This window comes from Bartonella sp. AP7XZML (assembly GCF_042195745.1).
GTDB lineage: Bacteria > Pseudomonadota > Alphaproteobacteria > Rhizobiales > Rhizobiaceae > Bartonella.
In genome coordinates, this window is the sequence record NZ_JBHIOT010000095.1 from 259,904 (window position 1) to 282,429 (window position 22,526).

Here is a 22,526-nt window from a genome sequence, read left to right on the forward strand (position 1 = left end):
ATCCCAATAAATTTGCCGCCCAATCCATCTTTTAAAAGGGCGGTTTTATATAAACCGTTAGAGTAAGCTATGAAATCCTTAGGTGTATTAGAAATAATTGACGGTTTTTACCTCAGACCAATGTTGATTGACTTTTACTCGTACATATACGCAAGCGGTGCTACTCTTTTCTTAGATAGAAAGGACATAATCGTTACCATCTGACCTATTATTGTTTGAAAATAAAGAAAGAGTATCAGTGCAACTGATGATATTGAAGAGCTATCTCATTATGTAGCTGTACCTAATTACGGCATTGGGAAGCTAGACACGCAATCACCCATTTCTGCGTGCCTTCTGCACGATATTCATAAGATTTTATTACGCGGTAAACGCGGTACGTCCAAAAGCCTTAGCGAATTTCGCAAAGCACAAAATTAGCTTGGCGGTACGCAACTAAAGACAGCGTCATTCGTGCCGCCCACTCTTACCACAGCCCCCACTCTCTCTACCACCATCCCCGCTTAGAATCGCGCCAACTCATCACCGGTACCTCGTTAAATACCACACCAGTCTCAAGGGCGGTAAAATGCGCCTTGCTGCATTTAATCTTCAGCATTTCTTTAAGGCGCAAATCAAACTCGCTATTCGTTCCTTTTGTTTCCAGTACAAAATAAAGCTTTTGCGCGCCATCTCACTCTAAAAAAACCGCCCAATCAGGCGTATAAGAACCAATGGGAATGGTTATTTTAAATTTCTTGGCAGTTTAAAAAACAATCTTACATCAGAGTCATTATCGAGATTTTGCGCAAACTCTTTCTCAATACGGCTCTCACAAATCTCATGATCATAAACACTTTTCTCATTGACCACCGTTGGCCCTATGATCGCCTTTTCCGACCTAATTTTACAGATGTAGAATCAATCTTATTATGATGCGCACATCCAGAGATTATTTTACCCTCTGCATTAGAACCAAAAACATGAACAATACACAGAGGCTTCGGTAAGAAGGCCAACCGCTCAATCTACACAAAAATACATGTGCAGGCGAATGCCCTCCATAATATGCAATATTTCAAGCCCGTCCATAGTGGTACCCTTTTTAAAAATTGTGTCTATGGCTTATAATAATCTCCAAAATATACATTTAGCCCTTGTCTGAAATAGCTCAATTTTGGATTGATGAGAACGAAAACGCGCTGCGATAATCACGTTGTTCAGCCCTCATGACCGGCAAAAGGGCGCCAATATTCCTGTACCACCAACGACTAACTAACGGTATTTCTTATCATTTTTGATCATATCCTCCACCCTTATTATTTTAAAATTTATACATTTCATCAACAAGATGTGCGCAGCGAGCCCGTACATCTTCGCTGTTCAGTCTCCATGTACGGCCTGCGTTCTCAGACACAAAATCATCTTTAGCCGAAGCAACTTGATATTGCAGAGCTTGTCCATAAAGCGTATGCACAACTGGTACCAAATATTCACATGACAGTAGCGCATTTTTTGCTGTACTGCCATGAGAGAGAATACCAACAGCTTTATCCAAAAAAGCATCACAATCTAAATTATCAAAAGCGTTCTTCAAAGTCTCTGAATAAGACCTGTGATAAACAGGGCTTGCAAGAATAACATCGTCAGCGTCTGCGATTGTTTTGACAAATGTATACACTTTAGCATCGCAATGGTAATAACTTATAAAAACAATAACTTTTTTAAATGACTCCTCAACGGCGTATGAATATAAGCACGTTTTTTCTCGTCATTTTTTAAGGTATTAAACTCTTCCAATCTACCGAACTTACTCTTAAATTGTAGCCGAATGATTTTAATAAACCCATATTATTTTAAAAACTCAACAAATAATATTGAGGCTACAATCAAAGACACTTCTTTTCAATATTAAGTTTTCAATATTAAGCAAGTTTTGTAACCTATATTGTTATCTCCATAGAAGTAAAACAGCCTCTATGGACGATGAGTAGCTAAGCCTTCACAGCTAGTGCTTTACAAGCGCTTTTATAACACTCACTCTGCCCCAAATATAGGATTGCATTTTATTAAATAACCCACGCGCATATAATTAAAGAGAGAAACGATTAAGCTTGCACCAATCATGCCAAGCCAATAGCCAATAAAGTCATATTCAAAAAAATGCGCCATTAGTGCTCCCCCAAATAGGCCTAACCCCCAATAACTTATTGCTACAACAATTGTTGACCAAAACGTATCAAGCAAGCCCACAAGTATGCCATTGAGCATAGCACCTAAAGTGCCAAAAGCAAAAGACAATAAAATGAACGGAAGCAACTTCCAAGAGAAAACAACAACGCGTTCTGAAGAAATATTAAAGATGGTTGTAAGGATGAATCCATAAGAGAGATAAACAATCCCTGATAAAAACAAAACATAAGCTACAGCAAAAACAGTGACACTCATACGCAGCTGTTTTAGAGCCATATTATTCCTATCTGCTCTATACCACGCTGCTATTGTCGCGGCTGCGCTGGAAATCCCCAAAGCCACCACAGAAATAAGCATATCGAGACGCATCCCTATCGTATGCGCGGCCAAAGATTCGACCCCATAAGACGTAATCATAAATGCAATGACCGAAGGAAAGCCCTCCGCAATAAGAATACGTATACCAATGGGTAGCCCTACTCTCAGCAATTTTATTATTCGTAAAATCTCTAACTTTGGTCTCAAATAATTAAAGCGAAAAGAATGAAAAGCAGAATTGCGGGAAAAAATTATTGCTGCTGCAATAACAATTAAAATACGGATCAAACTGCTCGCAACTCCTGCACCAAAGACACCTAATCCGCTTGCAGAACCTATACCAAAAATAAGCGGCCAAGAGATAAGAAAATTCACAAGGATAGCCGCAAGCATAACCCAGGTTAACGGCTTTGGATTACCAATTGCTGACAGTAATCCCCGGCTATTCACATAAAGATAAAAAAACACCACTCCTATAGCAGCACCACTATTATATTCCTGCGCTATATTGGCAATTGTCCCATCTTGGCCGAGAAAACACAAAATATTCCTCGTGTTGAGTAAAATGATCGCACTCATTATTCCAATCACAAGTGAAAGCCATATTCCTTGATCAAACCATGCCTTTAATGCATATCTATCTTGTCTACGAAAACTTTCCGCAAGTTTTGGTGCAACCGCGGTAATAATACCTAGCCCAAACAACATAACAAAACTAAATATACTCAGAGCTAACATTGTACCACTCAAGGCTTGCACGCCTAAATGCGCTACAAGCGCTGCATCTGTGAAGGAAATCATCATCTGAGAGATAAACCCAACAGCCAGTGGCATGCCAAGAGAGAGCAATTGCTTCATCACAACAAACATTGTGAAATACCCTTCCATATTGAAGGGCATATTAAGCTCAGATCTTTTAAACAAAACACATTGATTTTTTCCGTAAAGTCTTTCCATCGCAAGTCTTGTGTAAAGGATGCATAATGAGAACGCATTAAGGTAAGAGGAGATGCCCAGTTCTTAAAAAAGAAGCGCAATGCACCTTTATTGGTTTTTTGTACAATATTATGCCCCCAAGCAACTACAGTCATTGATAAAAGATCCTCAGCGAGCCGTTTGTTCGTCTTGTATATCCATTTTTAGTATTTTTAATCAAACTTTTTGGTACTGCAAGTAATACACCTGTGCTAACCTTTTCTTACTCGCTGCTTACATACGTAAAAAAAACAAAGCCGACCAAGTTGTCAAAAAACACAGGCATTAGCATTTTTACAATCCATTGTGCCTATACACCAATTAAAAAAGAGCGTTTATGATACATAAGGCACCTCGATGCCCCACCGCTCTACGATCTAAAATTATGAAACTTTAGTTCAACAACCAACGCACAATATTTTACGGACGCAAAAGCACCATCTAGCACTCACTAGGAGAGCATTCTATAACTATACGCACCATGTCCACATCACAAAACCTATAGAGACTTCATATGAATGATTGCCCTCTCCAAAAATAATAATTTTGGCCACCTCCGAATCCAATCTGAAGTATTCATTTAACAACACATCAATATCATATCCTCTTGATATGCTCGTTCGCGATATTTCTGGCTAATAGCCGCACAATCATTTGGCGCATTCAAATCGGTAAGCATCTCTACTAAAAAACGATGGACAGCTATTAATTTCGACTCAATCCATATAAGATGACCCACACACTATTTTTTCCTGTGTCTTTATGTAAGTCATAGGAAAGTCCCTATTCAACTGTATCTTCACTCTCAGACCTCTTCGTTTTTTATTAACTTTTTATCAGTATAAAGCCAGGCCAAATTAAGCGGGATAATTGAACATATACAAACCAAGGCAAAACAAAAAGCTGCTTCTATACAAACATTATTTGCCAACCAACCAATCAGTACAAGCGCTAAAATACCAAAAATACGCGCAAGAAAACTAACAATGGATAAAACCGTATTTGCATTCTTTTGTTGAATATGTTTAAAAAATTCTGCTTCAAACTGCGTCATAGGAACAGAAAAAAACTGTGAAATACGGTGAATAAAATAATAGGAGCCCAACTGTTTGCAACGAGAAGCAGAGCAAGCATAACAACAGCACTTAGGACGAGTGAGCACAAAGTTATCGCCATAGGAGCATATTTTTGCATAAGATATTTAATTACAAAGCGATTAAATAAGTATTTTACGAGAGTATAAGACACAAAGCACAGGCCAAGAATAAGAATTTTAGTCTTTCCTGTCGCATTGTCTAATACTCCTGTCTGTCCCAAAATAAAAGGTTGCCAAAAATGAAATATTGGCTGCAATGCAGCAACAATAAAACCACATATCAATATATAATATAATCCGATTTTTGAGGTAACTAAATAAGTAAAAGCTTCTGTTGCATGCAACAAAGAACCCGAGTCTATTGACTGACTATCCGAAGCGGATGCAATACCTATTCCCGTCACCCGACTAAACAAGAATACAAGCACGAGAAACCCGAAAGAACAAAAATAATATGCCGACTGATAATTATCCATACACAAAACAATAAGAACACCTAGCGCACCAGCAACCATATTCATGAATTCCATCAGTTCCCGCTTATAGACGTTTACTTGGTGGTAGATCAAACTACCCTTGTATCCACCGCCGTCGATTAAGCCTTTAATCCATGCACTATCAGCGCCAAAGCATAAAGCAAAGCCTAAAGCATATATAATTTCTGCCGGAATTAAGACAGAAAGATTAGGCGCGTAAATACATAAAAAGAAGAAGAGCGAAAAGAAACATGATAAGATAGCATTTTTTTAACGCCAATTTTATCTCCTAAAAACCCACAAGGCACTTCAAAAGTACAAATAGCCGCGCTAAATACAATTTGTAATAAGGATAACTGTGCTATACTAACGCCCATAGACAAGAAAAAAAGCATAGAAGGAACCTGTAATCAACCGAACCCCGCTCATTGCCCCACAGCCATAGAGCAACTTTTTAACTTCATAATCTATCGTCATTAATATATCCAAAAGCTATAAAGCTGGCAGCCTTTTTTGCCGCCAGCTTTGTATATTTTAAAACTTCAATTCATAGAAGCGCCTCAAGCAACCATTTTCTGCTCACTTGCTCGGGCTTTGAGCGCAGCAACATCAACCCGTTTAATTTTTTTTCAGTGGTTTATACATATCTTTAGTTTTCATAACTTTACCTCCTGTATTAAATGAAAACAATTAAATTCAACATGAAGTGTACATTATAAATACCTTTTATCAATTTATTATTTTGATATGAAAAGCTTTTCTCCCCTCCCCCTTAAGTATTTCATGCTCCAATCATTCTGTAACAACCACCGCAGCACTTGGAAACTCATGCGCCCCTTCGGGCCAAAGTACGCTTATATTCACGCCAATTTATCACCGGCTGGTCGTTAAACGCAACGCTCGTTTGCAGTGCAGCAAAATGCGCTTTGCCGCATTTAATCTTCAGTATTTCTTTAAGTCGCAAATCAAACTCGCTGTTTGCCCCTTTTGTCTCCAGCACAAAGTAAAGCTTTTGTTCGCCATCTCGCTCTAAAAAAACTGCCCAATCAGGTGTATAAGAACCAATGGGAGTGGCTATTTTAAAACTTCTTGGTAGTTTAAAAAACAATCTGACTTCAGGATCATTTTCAAGACTTTGTGCAAACTCTTTCTCCACACTGCTTTCATAAACCACATGATCATACACACTCTTCTCACTCACAACAGCTGTACGCTCTAAATTTGCCACAAGCTCTTCACTGGTAAAAAGCTCTTGCACACTATATTCTTGCCCGACCAGCTTTAAATATTTAATGCCATCAATTGTAAGATTAACATGGGTTTTATTGAGTATTTCTTCTATGCGCTCTAAAAAAGCTTGTGGATTTTTTACAAACTCATGCTCACGGCCACTCTTGGTCAAAATACCAATAATTGTCTTTGTGGTTAATTTCAGCTTTAAGGTCAAATAATGTACAATGTTCGGCAGTGCACAAAAACTATAATCAAGCGCACTCTGCTTTAATAATTGCTCTTCATAGGTCACACCAGCACTATCCAGTTCTATCTCTGCTGTCTGATAAACCAAATGCGCGGGCGCAACTGGCGCCATTTTTTCCACTGCATCCACTGCTTTGGCAACAAACTCTGTGCGATCAAGCTTTGCACGATAAGTGGTCTTTTTATTGATCTTCTCCCACAAGGCCAAAAACTCTGGTGAAGCCACTGTTTGCTTTTTAAGCTTAACCCGCACCTCGCGCGTAGCATTACGAATAATCGGCATGGCTTGGCTCGCTTCTAGCGCCTGCAGCACAGCCTGCTTCTGCCCTTTACTAAAACGTTCACTTAAATCTAACGTCCCAGTCGCCCATTGCGCTTTTAATGTATCTGTGATTTTTCCTGCTGATGTAAGCAAGGCTTTTTCACGCAACTCAACCAATATATCAGCAGCCTCTTGCGAAGACAGAATTTTTGTTTCCGTCACAGCTGTCATATAAATCAGATCTTGCAGCGTCTCAACATTAATAAGCGCGCCCGCATCAGTTTTTTTCACAATTTCTTGACGCAATTCGCGTGGCATTTCCTCCGCCCCTATAGCCTCAAATTCGCTCGCCACTAAATCTTGATCTACTTTAACGACACCCGCCTCATCAATAAAATCTTTTGCAACAAGTATTTTAACAATTTTTTGTGCTTGCGATACTTCCACTTTAGCGGCCACATATTTTACATCTTCATAAATACGGCCAACCAAATGCTCCATCTGCAATGTACCAAGTTTATAACCAATATCCGCCTCTAATTCTTTTTGCAATGTACTCACAAACTCAGCAAAACTTTCATTCACCATAACATGCAGCACATTTATATCTTTATCTTCTACCTGTTCACCGTGTTGGTTTACGCACAAGCGCAAACCGCGACCAATCTTTTGCCGTGCGGTAAAATTCGATTTTTGCTCAATCAACATACACACTTGAAACACATTCGGATTATCCCAGCCTTCTCTCAAGGCCGAATGCGAAAAGATAAAACGCAAGGGGCATGCAAAAGATAATAACCACTCCTTATCACGCATAATCGTGTTATAAGTGTCATCATCAGCTTGGCTGTCGCCCTTTGTATCCTTATAGACGCCTTTTTTGTCTTGCGAGAAATAACCGCCGTGCACGTTTCGAACATTTTGCGCAAACTTAGTTCGCAAGGAGGCATATTTCTTTTTCGCCAACAGCTCTTCGTAACATTCTTCAAACATACGCTCATAAAGTGCTGGCTCTTCATCAGAGCTACGATATTTAGCCACCTCATCAATAAAAAAAAGTGATAAAACTTTAATCCCTAAAGGCGCAAGCCGCAATTCTTTATCTAAATGTGTTTCTATAGTGCGATAAATTTGCGCGCGTTTAAGCTCTATTGTATTCACATCACCAAGGGCGTGGCCAAATTTGACAATTTCAGTATCAGAAAACTCAACGGCTTCATCCCCCGCCATGCAATTGATACCCGAAACAATATAACCCCTATAAAGCTCACGTCCGCCCGTAACGCGATACAGATCATCGCCTTGTCTCACTGTAACTGTTTTACGGCTCACAATGCCATTCTTTCCCGCAATATCCAACTCTAAGCGCGCCTTAAAGCCATGTTTGTGTGATACGGATTTCAAGGCAATATAGGGACGGTTAAAATTTTGCTCTATCTGATTAGAAGAGACACAAATTTGCTTTACCAGTCCTTTTTTATAAGCATCAACAGGTGTTAAACGATATAAAAGATTAATCTCATCTTTATGCGTGGCACTATAGCGGAAAACACAAAGTGGATTAAGGCTCGCAATAGCCTCCTTCGCTTTTGCTGTATTATCCACCGATTGCGGTTCATCTATGATCACAATCGGATTTGTATCTTGGATATAGCGCATAGCACTTTCGCCATTCAGTCTATCTTGCGGAAGGTTGATAATATTTTCTGCTTTTTTAAATGCATCAATATTGATAATCATAATTTCAATATTGGTAGAGCTTGCAAATTGGCGAATTTGCGAAAGATCTTTTGAATTATAAATAAAATAACGATAGGGCAGATTATCAAACTCTGCTTGAAAATGCTCCCTTGTTACCTGAAGTGATTTATACACCCCTTCGCGAATAGCAACACTTGGTACGACGATAATAAATTTGGTAAAGCCATAGCGTTGATTTAACTCAAAAATCGTCTTGCTATAGACATAAGTTTTGCCTGTTCCCGTTTCCATCTCAATAGAAAACTGCTTTTGCTCTAGCGTCTCACTCGCCACGAGTTTATTGTTCTGTTGCACCTCTTGTAAATTTGCTAATATGCTTTCATCACTAATCAATAATTGATTACCATAACCAAATTCATTTAACGCTAATTGTCCTTGTTCTGAACACAAGAAAATAGAAGAATCTCGTCTTGGTTGGCCTTTAAATAAATCAATGACGCTTTTAACCGCATCATTTTGAAATTCTTGTTGTTTAAATTTAAGTTTCATATCGCCACCCCAATCGTCTCTCTATAGTTTAAATTTTATCAAAACTTACTTCATTGTCTTTAAAGATAAAGTCGCAATTAATAAGTGCCTCATCACTTTTAAAGGCCGCATCAAGCGCTACGATTTTTACGGGCAAATACTTTATCATCTCTTCCGCATCTTCGGGGTCAAAGGGCGGATCTATGGCTATAATCACTAAGACATCGCCTTCGCTCTCGCCTATATAATAGAATTTTTTGCCATTGATTGGTAAAGGATAAACTTTTAAATCCAATGGCCAACCATATTTAAGTATGATCTCGAAGATAATATCTTGATGAGAGCGCTCGGGATTCACCCCCCGCAAAATATGATCCAAACGCATTTGCAATTGTTCTTTAACATCAAATGCATCCGGATCAATCGGGCTATCGTCCCATATGGAAAAGTTGGAACTATCGAGCTCTAGTACGCGAAATCCGGTGTCTAGAGGCTTCTCGCTTGTGAATTCTGCTTCATGCTTTTGCTTGATTTGTGCACCAGCGCGGCGAATACGTTCACTACCTATATCGCAGATAGTTTTATAACCAGCCTTATAAGCTTCGCTTTTCTCATCACACAATTCAGGCAATTGCACCATGATGAATTTGCGATTTCCACCATCTTCGGCATTCAAAGCCATCACTGCATGCGCTGTTGTACTAGAGCCAGCAAAAAAATCGAGAATGATGTCGTCTTTGTTCGTGCCGATTTGCATGAGCAATTTTATGAGTTTGGTAGGTTTAATATATTCAAACAATCCTTGAACATGCATTAATTGATCAATTTCACGTTTGGAAAAAGCGGTATCACCTGAAAACTCTCGTTTAAAAATTCCTGCAAATTCTTCATCAAAATTGGCATCGATCTCCTTGCCGAAAAAAGTCGTAGGAACCAACCCATCTTGAGTCTCATTTAAAAACCTTTTAATCATAGGATAGGATTCGCCTTCGCCCCATATGATCTCATCATTAGCAATTTTTTCTTTCAAAACTTTTTCGCTAAAAGCCCAGTAACGGCCTTGCGGCCTTTTCAGAACCACTCCATTCGGCTTGGTAATTGTATAATCTGCAGCATAAGGCTTATGCGCAGTAATAGGGTCTGCTTTCCAAGGACCCTTGGGGTGATTATCTGGATTCTTATACGCAGAGCTATCCTGCCGTGGTAGTAAATTCCTCTTAAAATTTTCCTTATACTTTGCGTAGCATATAATATATTCATGGCTGACAGAAAAATATTTCGCTGAATTCTTGCGCGTGTGAACCTTCTCCCACACTAATTGAGCAACAAAATTCTCTTCGCCAAAAACCTCGTCGCACACTTTGCGCAAATTATGCGCCTCGTGATCATCTATTGAGATAAATATCACCCCATCGTCACGCAATAAGGTCTGAGCCAAACGCAAGCGCGGATAAATCATATTGAGCCACGCCGTATGAAACCGCCCCATTGTTTCAGGGTTTGACTTCGTTGTCTGCTTGGTCACTTCCTTATATCGCGCCAATGGGTCTTTAAAATCATCATCATAGATAAAATCATTCCCCGTATTATAGGGCGGGTCTATATAGATCATCTTCACTTGGCCAAAATAAGCCCGCTGGATAAGTTTTAACACTTCAAGATTATCGCCCTTAATATAAAGATTATGTGTATTATCAAAGTTTACGCTCTCCTCGCGCTTCGGGCGCAATGTCGCAAGTGAAGGCTTTTGCGCAAGCTTTAAACTTGCTCCTTTGCCCTTCCATTCAAATTTGAACTTCTCAAAATCATTATCAATATATTCGCCGCATAGATTAAGAAGCTGATCTATATCCAGCTTTCCCTCAGCAAAACATTGCGGAAAGGCTGCTTTTAACTTTTCTATGTCTGGATTAATAGGGCTTTGACTCATGCCCTCTATTTTATCTTCACCCGCTATTATACTCATCTTTGCGCTTCTCCGTTACGCTTAGTATAAAATATGTCTATGAATATTTCTTTTGTACGTCGCAATTCCTTTTATCCTATTTATTTCTATATCCTCTGCAAATTTACTTTCATGAAAAATGTCGTATAAGCTGTTCTCTTTATTTTTTAAAGTTTCTTGTGCTTATTTTATTTCTTTTTGCTTACGCAAGTCAGCTAGATCAATTCGCATTACCACATTTTGATCATTTTGCTTTTCTTTGATTTACTTTGCAAAAGCAATAATTTCGCGCTCTAAATTGGCGCACTGTTTGGCATAATAAAGGCGGTTGTTTTATATTTTTTCTTGTGTGCTATTATGGCACTTACAAATATTATCAATAAGCTTATCAATTGGCACAAGCACATCCAAAATATGTCTATCTTTTAGCCTTGTCATATTTCTTACAAATCGAAGAGCTGTATCGTCAATTTGACGACATGCCACCATGGGTAATTTTAAAATTGCGTCACATGTGGCTTGGTCAAGCACATACAAGTACTATCACTGCCAACGAAAACATAAATTTCTTCATCATTTATTTTGACGCAATAAAAACCATTTCACAAGGGATTATGTCAGCATCCACTTCTAGTTCTCCCTTGTCCGCACAAGCAAGATTTGCTAAAATACCTTTCACGGTGTGTAAAAACACCCTCAAACGCCCACCAGCAAGCTGAAAATCCTTCCCATGCCATAAAACGCTTTGCCTTTATAGGTTTTATACTGTGTGTCAGATTCATAATAAAATATAGCTCTTATCATTTTGTCCCTGAGTGATTTGTATTGCCTTATCAATCATATAATTAGGCTCATGTACAAACCATGCTTTTACAATCTGCTATAGGAATGTATTAATCTCTTGCACTCGCTCCTTAAATATATTGCGGCATGATTTTTACATTATCAGCAACGTTGGTATTAATTGCCAACCTTCATGACGGTAAGCTTTAACAAAGCTTTCGTCTGCTTCTTTTTGTCGTCCCGTCAGTTAAACTCTTGCTTTAAACCTTCTTCGGTTTTACATCTATATATAGCGCCGCGTATTGGTTTTATCGCTTGTTTAAGCACCTTTCTTGTCCCCAGTCATCCTCTCATCCCCGCCTTACAAGGCCAAAAAACAAATGGCCATTCCAATTGATGCCGGTAATATGCTTAGCAATAGCTTTCAAGCTTTTGTAAATCTTGCCCTCATTGATAGCCTTTTGACACCACAAGCACATGATGCGTTTGTCCTAAATAATCGTCACTGAAATAAGTGTGCCATAAGGCTTTGGGCTCCTACATTAACGTATACTTTACAGTGGCTATTTCTTGCTCTAATTGTTTACAACTCATTGTCTAATCCTCTCAACACAGGAATGTTCTATTTCCTCGATTAGTCCAGAAAATAGTGTGTGTTCACAAAGTTAGACAAAAATGCAATTTATTCTTTTTCATTGGATAGCTCAACTCCCTCCACGCTTAGAACCAATAAACCTAAGCTTATTGCTGCTATAAGTTTACCGCGCACCCAAAACGAGAAATTTATATCCTATTGAAAAAATAAATTTAGAAGATCCCTTCTTAAACAAAGTCTCGACTAAATAAGATGGTTTGAGCATTTTTAGCAAAAAGAGATAAAAATTCACTATCTCAAGGATCTTAACTACGTTATCGATCATACGCAAAAAAAGCTGAGAAGTGCAGATTTCTAAAAGAAATGAGAATAGTTTTATAAAGAGAAATGGTACTGCAAGCGATACATCGGTTCGAACGTTCTCTTTAAAAACACACCGTAATTACAAGCGGCTTCAAAAAACAGCCTTACTAATATAATATTAGCTAGAGGGTTACATGTATATCGCAATAATAATGCACTCATTCCCGCAAGAGTGCTCCACATATTATGGCGTAGACTGTATAAACTCTGCCGCTCTTGCATACTCAGGCGTAAGGCCACTTAGTCGTATAGCAGCCGCAGTTTCAACGTAAAACAGCGGACGCTTCTGTATCATAATACTTGACAGAAGCATCAACAGCTAAGGATATAGGAACTAATTTATATTTTTTCGAAATGTTATATATAAATTTAATGTGCCGCCCCAAAACACACCACCAGTGAACCCACTTAAAAGACCAAAAAGAAGGTTAAAATCAAATGCATATTTCAAATCAGGTACAACCTTGAGAAAAACAATCAATGTGAATTTGATGACAAAAGCGATAAGAATAAATGTCAGCGTCAACGGCGTACCAGGCAGAATAATGAAATCCGTTCCTTCTTTGATTTTTAAACGCGCAGTAGCACGCCAGAGCAACCAGCCAACGCCAACGCCGATCATCAGCCCTGCCAACATTGAGACTGCTCCCCAGCGCAGGAACGCCAGCTCTTTAATCACATCGCTTGCGCCCAAAAAAAGAAAGACTAACGGCAATAGAAAAAGGCGGTTAACCTTCATTTCCCTATCTTTCAATGCGATTATTCCCCTCGCAATGAGAAAAATAAGCAAAATCCAGGCCCATAAAGGAGTTCCAGTCAGAATGTTAAACAATGACATATTATGCTCCATGATGTTTGATGCGATAAAAATATCGCATCATGTTAGGAAAATATTTAGAAAAAAAGATACCAACACAAACTAAACCCATATTGATCCACCAAAGCTGGGGAGTCCCTTCAAAAAAACATTGGGCAGCCCATTAGCAAAAAATATGATAACCCAAATCCATGTAATATATTTATTGATGAGATACAACATAATATGTCTACGTTTTTCCTCACAGACACCAGCACTGGCATAAAAAATAGTAAAGGGTTTCTTTAGTAAAAGGCTAATCAATTTTATCTTCACCCGCTATTATACTCATCACTGCATTTCCCCTTATGCTCAGTATAGAAGAATAGAATATTTATTTTCATGCATATTGCAAGCTTACTGTAAAAAAACAAAACCTTATAGGGGAATTATAGCGATTCTACTTAAACAGAGGCCTTAGGTTCGTATCACGCGCGCCACCCACAAGATGCATACCGACCATAAAATGAGCAATTTTATAACATATTGAAAAATAAATATAAATTGAGCGGAGACCTTTTTAAAAAAGTCTCCGCTCAATGAGACGTTTTGGCCATTTTGGGCGAAAAAGAGGAAAATACACCCGCGCAAGGCCTCGGCTCTGTTATCAGTCAAAGGCAAAAAACGCCGAAAACTGCGTCTTTTAACCGCTTTACAAAACACTGGAAAGGAGAATGAGAAAAGTTGTAAGGAAATCAATGGTACGGTTGGTGGGATTTGAACCTACGACCTCTGGTGCCACAAACCAGCGCTCTAACCAACTGAGCTACAACCGCATAAAATCAAATGTATCATAACTGTTCACGATTTCGTAAACATTTATTCTTTGCTTATGTGACATAAGGAAGATCAACAAAGTTTGCAAGCCCCTTTAAAAAAATCTCGCAATTTTTTGTGAAGAAAAAAGCGTTTTTTACAAAGGAAATTTTGCCCAATGCTCAATACTATGATCACGATAGCCTTTTATGTTATCAACTCCATCTTGTTGCATCATCTGCAAAATCTCTTGCAGAATAGTTATGACAAGATCTGGACCTTCATAAACCATCCCACTGTATAATTGAATCAAATCTGCACCAGCTTTTACTTTTTCCAAAGCAGTCTGCGCATCCTTTACACCGCCAACGCCAATAATTGCAATCTCCTTCCCTAATTTTTGACGCATTTTTGCAAGCATAATAGTAGAACGCTCAAAGAGTGGACGTCCAGAAAGCCCACCCTCTTCATTACGGAAGTGACTATTACTAAGACCTTGGCGTGAAAGAGTTGTGTTAGAAACAATCAGCCCATTAAAATCAGAAAGTTTTATTTCTTCAGCAACATCATCTAATTCTTTCTCTGATAAATCGGGAGCAATTTTTAAAAAAATGGGAATGGAGAATCCGTGCTTGTTCTCTTGCTCATTTCGCGCTTGCGAAATTGCACTCAACAAAAGATGCAAACTGTCACGGGCCTGTAAATCACGTAAACCTGGTGTATTAGGAGAAGAAATATTAACCGTAAAATAATCAGCAACATCATAAAAATGAGCAATACCAACTGTATAATCATCAATCTTATCGACCGTATCCTTATTGGCTCCAATGTTGACTCCTATAACACCAGTTTTTTTACACGCATGCAATCTATTGTAAACAACTTGATGTCCGTCATTATTAAAGCCCATTCTATTAATAATCGCTTCATCTTCTTTTAAACGAAAAAGCCGTGGTTTAGGATTTCCAATCTGAGGCTTTGGTGTCACTGTCCCAATTTCAGTAAAACCAAATCCTAACTGAAAAATACCATCTACAACCTCTGCATTTTTATCAAACCCCGCTGCAAGACCAATAAAATTTTCAAACTCAAGACCAGCAACAGTTACACACAAACGTTTGTCGATAACCTTTTGACAACCATTTAATCCACTTTTCAGCCCAAGAATCGCTAAACCGTGTGCTTGCTCTGGATCCAACATAAATAAGGCAGAACGGCCAATACAACGAAAAAAACTCATCAATTCTTCTCCACAACATAAAAATGATCCATCGCACCTCACCTCTACCTTTTAACACAAAAGATTTCCAATCAAAGCAAGCATATTATCCAAATAATATTCCCCTTCTAGAAGAAAACTCATCACATAATAACCATACATGTTTATATTGGTTATACTATGTAAAGAACTTTTTATTCTTAAAAAATGTTTCTCTTTTTCGACATTTTTTAAAGATTAAAATATGAATCCTAATCTTATAAAATTCAGCATGAATTGGAACATCAATGGCTCTTACCATAGTCATGGTTTTATGACGCCTTATGCAGGCACGCTCATAATTTTCTTAAAAATGCAGGCAAATTATCTCTATTCCCAAAGTTCCTTTGTGTAATATTGTTTTCAATAGAAACAAAGCTTGTTCTATAAAGCTATTTTTTCCTAGCATTTATAGGATACATAGTTCATAAAATCATCTAAATTCATACTATTGTTGCACTATTTATGAGCAACAGAATGTTCAATCAATTTGTACTCTATTGATAATCTGCGTTGTTTTCTTTGCCATTTCTGATGTATTAAATACAATTTTGCATCTATTAAGTGCTCTGCCTAACATATATTTTAAGTAATGACAGTTGATTATTGAACTCAAACATCATACCAACGACTTCCAAACCAAAATGATCTTGCAAACCCTAGAGCTCTGCTATTTATAAACTGATACAATCTTCCAGCAGATGAAATGTGTTTCTTCCATCCGAATTATCGCCATTTTAGCTCATGTAACCCAATACAAATAGCTTTTAGATAAGCCATAATGCCCTCCTAATTGCTATTATCGCTTACTAAATTAAGAGGAATTAAATTATAAGTTTTACTCCTGTCTCATCTATCTATTTCCTCTATCAGTGCTGAAATATATTTTTTATTCCTAAATTCTCTTTTTATGACAAAGTGTTATGCTAATATATGCACTTCATTTGAAAAGCTTTCTGATAGCTCAACTTTCAACACTACTCATTTTGTAGTATTGTGTAAAAATCTCTCTTTTTAATGTTATCATAAAGATCTTGAGGCAATTATATAAATTAAGCTACAGTTTTCTACTTTCTGTTGAAAAAGCAGATATAGTTTTTATCAAAAAAGCTTTTTTCTAGGAAATATTCTATGTACATTCAAATAGAGCCCTAAAGCTCTTTATTAAACCTTATAAAGTTCTTTGAAAATAATATTAATATCGTAATATAATCCTAAAAATAAAATCTGCCCTTTCCTTTTTCATCAAAAGCGGTAAGTAAATTACCGTATATCGCTTATATAAAGGGGAAAATGCAATGCTTAAAGAATTCAAAGAATTTGCCCTAAAAGGTAATATGATTGATCTTGCTATCGGTGTGATTATAGGGGGTGCTTTTGGTAGCTTGGTCAACTCAATTGTCAATGATATTTTTATGCCAATCATTGGGCTGATTACAGGTGGGATTGATTTTTCTAATATGTTTATTCAACTTGCTGGCGAAAAACAAGCAACATTGAGTGCCGCCAAAGCAGCTGGAGCAACCATTAGCTATGGACACTTTATTACTTTACTTATCAATTTTCTCATTATTGCTTGGGTTCTTTTTTTATTCGTTAAGGCTATGAATAAAATTCGTAGAAAAGAAGAAGAAAGCCCCAAAAAAACGTCTTCAGAAGAACAACTTTTAACAGAAATTAGAGATCTTTTGGCTAAGAAAAAATAATTTTATGCCAGATTTACATCATGGAACACGAGGAAAAAACATTTCCACAGTTGTTCCATGATTGGGTTTTGAGAACAGTAAAAATTGTCCCCCTCTTTCTTCCACCATTGCTTTACACATTGGGAGGCCTAAACCTGTTCCCATAAAAGCGCTATCACCAGATCGTCCATCTTTGCGCTCTACTTGACCATAAGGTTGCAGTGCCTGTATAATCTCTTCTTCGTTCATCCCTATACCATTATCACTCACTGAAATTTTTACACGTTCTTTTCTATAAGAAACGTGAACAATAATCTGTCCACCCAAAGGTGTAAAACGAATAGCATTGGAAAGAAGATTCCATATAATCTGGCGAAACACTTGTTGTGATACAGGAATAAATGGAACGTGAGGTGGAGCAACAATACGCATGATAATGCCGTTCTGATTGGCTTGAGTTTCAAGAAAAGCTATCGTCGCACGTAAACAAGATATTACATCAAATGTTTCAGAAATAAGGGAAGAATCAATCTGGTTATCGGAACCAGAATAATTTATCTTCGAGCACTCTAGTAATTGATTAATCAGCAATAATATATGTTTTCCAGAGGAAATAATATCGCGTAAATATCCATGATAGCGCTCATTTTCTATCGAACCAAAACGGCCTTCTCTCATAATTTCTGCAAAACCAATAAGAGCATTCAAAGGTGTTCGTATTTCATGAACAACTCCAACGATTTTATCCTCTTCTGCTTTTTTTTCTCCTGATGGAACTGTTTGTGTCCTATCACGCAACATAACAGCATAATTGCCTTGCTTTGCCAAAAATACAATCGTTATCAAAACGGTTATATTTTTATGATTTTTTGTCATTAAATCAGCGGTTTCACTGCGATTTAAAACCTGATTTTTTTCCTCCATACGGATTGATTTAAAATACTTTTCAACCAAAAGTCGGCTTTGCAAAGTAAATAATGAAGAGAATGGTTGTCCTCGTAGTTCATTTATTTCATAACCCATTAATGCTAAGGCTGCCCTACTCGCTGATTGAACAAAGCCCTCTTCATCCAACCATAAAACACCATCTGTTGCTGTATCCAACAATGATAAAACTGCAGCGGGCTCTTTTACGAGAGCTTGTTCTATAGCATTTACCGGCAATGTTTGTGCATATGGTAACTGAATAGCTGTTTCTTCAACTAAATTTTCTTCTTTTACCGATGAATTCAATTCATCACGCAATTGCTCTGCAATTTCACGAAAAGCTGAGCGTTCTATCTCCGTAAGACATAGCATTTCTGTTTCTAGCTTTTCATTTCTTTTTTCTTGGACTTTTTTTTGTATTTTTAAAACACCAAAGCCACGAAACCCCTTAAGCTGCTTTTTAACATCAAAAATTGGCAAAGCCGACAATTCAACATCAAGCCATTGTAAGCAACCATCAACAGGCCATTGAACAATCTCTTTACTCCAAGGCATAGCCGCTTCAATAAAACGACTGAGAACCAGATATCGATCATCATTAAATTGATGAGCAAGTTCATGAAAACTACACCCTAAAATAGAAGAAGAGAGAGGACCAACAACTTCAGCTAGCTCTTTTGAGACTTCACAAAACAAACCATTGTGATCGATTTCCCACGTAAAAGGCCGTGGCAAAAGCTCTGGTGTAAAACGAAAAGCTTCTTGCTGACATTTTAATTCATTTGTATTTAACTTTAACTCATCTGCTTTTAATGGCATAACTAAAACTAAAAAGTGTTGAATTTACTCTCAAATGAATAATGCTAATTTGTTTACAATTATCTATTCTGGTTAAAATAACTTGATATCTCATATCAATTATCTGTAGCAAAATTTTGACTGTTTCATCAACAAAACAAGAATAAAAAGAAGCTTCCAGCTCTTGTTGCTTATTCACCCATTATATAATAAATCTTATTACAATAATGGTAACATCTCCCTCGCATAAATAGTACTCAAAAAGAATACACTTATTTTACACATTCATGCGCCTTTTTTGAAAAGATATCTCCCAAGATCCCCAAGCTTATTTTACGACGTCATCTGTAAATGGTGTAATGTAAAAGTCCCTATAGAGGATATCAAGGCATTGTGCATTACCATTTTTATACTTATAAAAGAGCTGGTTAGCACCATCATTATACTAATTTCAGCCCCTAATGTTACCAATAGTTCTCGGCATTTGAAGGCATTCATACAAAGATCTTTCTTTCATTAGAATCGCTACAAAAGAAAAAATATGCTACCGCACTATTTTATTAAAAATTTTCTCTGTAAAAAAGAGAACACAAATTATCTGTCTTCATATAAAGATTTGTTTAATTTCTTTATATTCCAGATCATTTAGAAATGTTAAAATATCTCATAACCTCCTTTGATATAAGCTTGTTTACCTCATCAGAAGTCTTAATACAAAAGATCGCTTTTGCTTTATTACTCTCCATTTAAATTTTTAATATTATATAAAAAAATAAAACAAGCACATTTAAATAATAACTGTCAGATATTTAAAAAATTGCATATTTTTAAATGCGTTTGTTTATTTTCCTTCATTGAGTAAAATTTCACGTTTTCCAACATGATTAGCGGCTCCAACAATGCCTTTTTCTTCCATCCGCTCGACGAGAGAAGCTGCTTTATTATAGCCGATTGAAAGTCGGCGCTGAATATAAGATGTTGAACATTTTTTATCACGCATAACAATTTTTACAGCTTGGTTATAAAGTTCCTCACCCTCTTCATCAAAATTTTCTTCCTCAGAAATTTCAGCAGCTGAATCAGCAGAAGTATCCTCTTTGTTATCGTCTTCATTATCCGTTACCGTTGCTAAATAATCAGGTTTTCCTTGCATTTTAAGATGTGCAACGATGGATTCAACTTCTTCATCTGAGACAAAAGGTCCATGAACGCGCACAATGCGTCCACCACCAGCCATATGAAGCATATCCCCCTGACCTAAAAGTGTTTCAGCACCTTGTTCACCCAAGATCGTACGACTATCAATTTTTGATGTTACTTGAAAAGAAATGCGGGTAGGAAAGTTCGCTTTAATTGTACCTGTGATAACATCAACAGAAGGACGTTGCGTTGCCATAATAAGATGAATACCTGCCGCACGCGCCATTTGCGCTAAGCGCTGAATGGCATTCTCTATCTCTTTCCCTGCCACCATCATAAGATCAGCCATCTCATCAACAATCACAACAATATAAGGAAGCTGCGTGAGATCCATGGCTTCTTCATGATAAAGCATTTCCCCTGTTTCCTTATCAAAACCCGACTGAACAGTACACATGATTGTTTCGCCTTTTTGAGCTGCAAGTGCAACGCGTGCATTAAAACCATCAATATTACGCACACCCAACTTAGCCATTTTGCGATAACGCTCTTCCATTTCACGAACCGCCCATTTTAAAGCTGTTACTGCTTTTTGGGGATCTGTGACAACGGGTGTTAAAAGATGTGGAATGCCATCATAAACAGAGAGCTCTAACATTTTAGGATCAACCATGATCAAACGACACTGCTTTGGTGTCATACGATAAAGAATCGACAAAATCATTGTATTAATTGCAACAGACTTGCCTGATCCTGTTGTTCCTGCAACCAATAAATGAGGCATTTTTGCTAATTCTGCAATGACCGGTTCACCATTAATCCCCTTCCCCAAAGCAAGAGCAAGTTTAAATTCACTTTCACGAAAAGAACGTGTTTGGATTAATTCCCGTAAATAAACGGTTTCACGAACCGCATTGGGTAACTCAATCCCGATAACATTCCGTCCAGGAATTACAGCAACGCGTGTAGAAATAGCAGACATAGAACGCGCAATATCATCAGAAAGATTAATAACGCGCGATGACTTTACGCCCGCGGCGGGTTCAAATTCATACATTGTTACCACTGGCCCTGGATGAACATGGATAACTTCACCCTTAATGCCAAAATCTTCCAAAACACTTTCCAAAAGTCCAGCACCACGTTCTAATGTTTCTTGAGGAATCATCGTACCTTCATGAAAAACAGGTTCCTGTAATAAGTTGATCGGAGGAAATTCATAAACATCACAGTCAATAGATTGAATATTTTGCATAAAAGCAGAATCATAATTACCTAATGGCATACGAGTAGATTGCAATGTTTTAGTTTTACTGTTTGCTTGCATCACAGAAAAATCTTTTGAATTCTTTGTGACGGCTTTGTTTATACAATCAACAGTATTATTGGCGACAGTATTATTGCTATTTTCAGTCTCTATACTAGCTCCTGCATCGCTTAACGCCCCTGTATTACTTAACGTATGAGCAGAATCTTCAACAGAAAGCTTAGAATGACTCTCTTTAGTAGTATCATTATTTGTATGCATTAAATCAGAAATTTTCTCAACGCCTCGCATCCTTTCCGCTGGAGATTCTGATGTAATTGAATCATAGAGTTGTGGAAAGCGGTATTCAAGAACACGGTAAAGAGCCGTTATTGACTCATCAAAGGCTGTGGGAATATCCGGTGTAATTTCATTTGTCGTGTCAATTGATATTCCATCCTCTTTTGACGTTTGAGTCTCCACATGTTCAAATATCAAAGATTCACACTCAAAAAATGCATCATCGGAAAGATGCAAAGCAGGTTTTATTTTTTGTAGCACATTTTCCACTTGTAATTTACGTTCTTGTTCATCCTCCTCAAGTGGAATATTTGCTGACGGCATATGAATAGCTTGTCGTGACAACTGCTTCAGAACCGTTGAATGACAAACTGATGTTTTATTCTCTATTGATTGAGGATTAATGACTTTTTTTGTCGAAAGAATATTGGTTGTTTTCTTGTTACAACGTACAATATCTGCATCTGTAATTTTTTTTTGATCTTGCTTCGTAAAAATTTTAAACTGTTTTGCAAAAACTGGATCTGTTTCTATACGACGACGCAAAATCTCAACTTCTGGGGTTCTCGTGAAACGGACGTTTTTTCCAAGGGCAAATGCCTTTTTCCACACTTCCGGATAAGGAAATATCTCAGTAATCTTAACAGATAAATCTTCTCTTGATGCACCTTTTGTACTATCATCAGAAAAAGAAGACGTAGAAATAGATTTTGTTTTCGAATTATGCATGGCACCCAACAAATTTATAGCAATGAGAAAAATAACCTTTTCAAAAAGAATTCGTAGAAACTATCATACGAAGGTTAATAACCTTTTGCTGATGGTTACTTTTTAATGAAAAAAATAATGCCATAATGCATATTCATA

The 22,526-nt window shown here is 37.4% G+C and carries 13 protein-coding genes, 1 tRNA gene and 1 pseudogene; 2 read left to right on the forward strand and 13 right to left on the reverse strand.

Translation table 11 applies throughout. The features are described 5' to 3' along the window. Positions 1-487 precede the first annotated feature (487 nt). The 7 genes and pseudogenes from ACFILT_RS08100 to ACFILT_RS08130 all read right to left on the reverse strand — a co-directional run bounded on the left by ACFILT_RS08100 (position 488) and on the right by ACFILT_RS08130 (position 10,973). Positions 488-852, reverse strand: a pseudogene (locus ACFILT_RS08100) (hypothetical protein). A gap of 451 nt (positions 853-1,303) precedes the next feature. After that, on the reverse strand, positions 1,304-1,660 hold the full coding sequence (locus tag ACFILT_RS08105; RefSeq protein WP_375679862.1) for an NADPH-dependent FMN reductase: 357 nt from the start codon (positions 1,658-1,660) through the stop codon (positions 1,304-1,306). A gap of 356 nt (positions 1,661-2,016) precedes the next feature. Then, positions 2,017-3,360 carry an MATE family efflux transporter gene (locus tag ACFILT_RS08110; protein WP_375679863.1) on the reverse strand — a complete coding sequence of 448 codons (1,344 nt, stop codon included), beginning with the start codon at positions 3,358-3,360 and terminating at the stop codon, positions 2,017-2,019. A gap of 910 nt (positions 3,361-4,270) precedes the next feature. Beyond that, complete coding sequence (locus ACFILT_RS08115; protein WP_375679864.1) at positions 4,271-4,519, reverse strand: hypothetical protein; 249 nt, start codon at positions 4,517-4,519, stop codon at positions 4,271-4,273. Continuing rightward, on the reverse strand, positions 4,516-5,091 hold the full coding sequence (locus ACFILT_RS08120) for a hypothetical protein (RefSeq protein WP_375679865.1): 576 nt from the start codon (positions 5,089-5,091) through the stop codon (positions 4,516-4,518). Before ACFILT_RS08120 ends, ACFILT_RS08115 begins: the two co-directional genes overlap by 4 nt. 772 nt (positions 5,092-5,863) lie before the next feature. Further along, positions 5,864-9,028, reverse strand: coding sequence for a DEAD/DEAH box helicase family protein (locus ACFILT_RS08125; protein ID WP_375679866.1), 3,165 nt, complete (start codon positions 9,026-9,028; stop codon positions 5,864-5,866). A gap of 28 nt (positions 9,029-9,056) precedes the next feature. Beyond that, a complete protein-coding gene (locus tag ACFILT_RS08130) occupies positions 9,057-10,973 on the reverse strand; it encodes a site-specific DNA-methyltransferase (protein ID WP_375679867.1) in 1,917 nt (638 codons plus the stop codon). 371 nt (positions 10,974-11,344) lie between these two features. Here ACFILT_RS08130 and ACFILT_RS08135 point away from each other — a divergent pair, with 371 nt between their 5' ends. Beyond that, on the forward strand, positions 11,345-11,671 hold the full coding sequence (locus ACFILT_RS08135) for a hypothetical protein (protein ID WP_375637995.1): 327 nt from the start codon (positions 11,345-11,347) through the stop codon (positions 11,669-11,671). 414 nt (positions 11,672-12,085) lie between these two features. Here the strand turns inward: ACFILT_RS08135 and ACFILT_RS08140 are convergent, their stop codons facing one another. The 4 genes from ACFILT_RS08140 to ACFILT_RS08155 form a co-directional block, all read right to left on the reverse strand. Next, entirely contained in the window at positions 12,086-12,214 is a 129-nt protein-coding gene (locus ACFILT_RS08140) for a DUF2924 domain-containing protein (RefSeq protein ID WP_375631508.1), read from the reverse strand. Positions 12,215-13,027: 813 nt separating this feature from the next. Continuing rightward, positions 13,028-13,531 (reverse strand): hypothetical protein, encoded by a 504-nt coding sequence (locus ACFILT_RS08145; protein ID WP_375631507.1) that lies wholly within the window; start codon positions 13,529-13,531, stop codon positions 13,028-13,030. 717 nt (positions 13,532-14,248) lie between these two features. After that, a tRNA-His gene (locus ACFILT_RS08150) sits at positions 14,249-14,325 on the reverse strand. A 137-nt stretch (positions 14,326-14,462) separates the two neighbouring features. Continuing rightward, positions 14,463-15,545 carry a quinone-dependent dihydroorotate dehydrogenase gene (locus tag ACFILT_RS08155; protein ID WP_375679868.1) on the reverse strand — a complete coding sequence of 361 codons (1,083 nt, stop codon included), beginning with the start codon at positions 15,543-15,545 and terminating at the stop codon, positions 14,463-14,465. Between the two features lie 1,316 nt (positions 15,546-16,861). Between ACFILT_RS08155 and mscL the strand changes: the two genes are divergently transcribed. Next, entirely contained in the window at positions 16,862-17,269 is a 408-nt protein-coding gene (mscL, locus tag ACFILT_RS08160) for a large conductance mechanosensitive channel protein MscL (protein ID WP_026500234.1), read from the forward strand. Between the two features lie 18 nt (positions 17,270-17,287). Here the strand turns inward: mscL and ACFILT_RS08165 are convergent, their stop codons facing one another. Beyond that, positions 17,288-18,994, reverse strand: a complete 1,707-nt coding sequence (locus ACFILT_RS08165; RefSeq protein ID WP_375652351.1) for an ATP-binding protein — start codon at positions 18,992-18,994, stop codon at positions 17,288-17,290. Between the two features lie 820 nt (positions 18,995-19,814). Continuing rightward, entirely contained in the window at positions 19,815-22,388 is a 2,574-nt protein-coding gene (locus ACFILT_RS08170) for a DNA translocase FtsK (RefSeq protein ID WP_375679869.1), read from the reverse strand. Positions 22,389-22,526 lie beyond the last annotated feature (138 nt).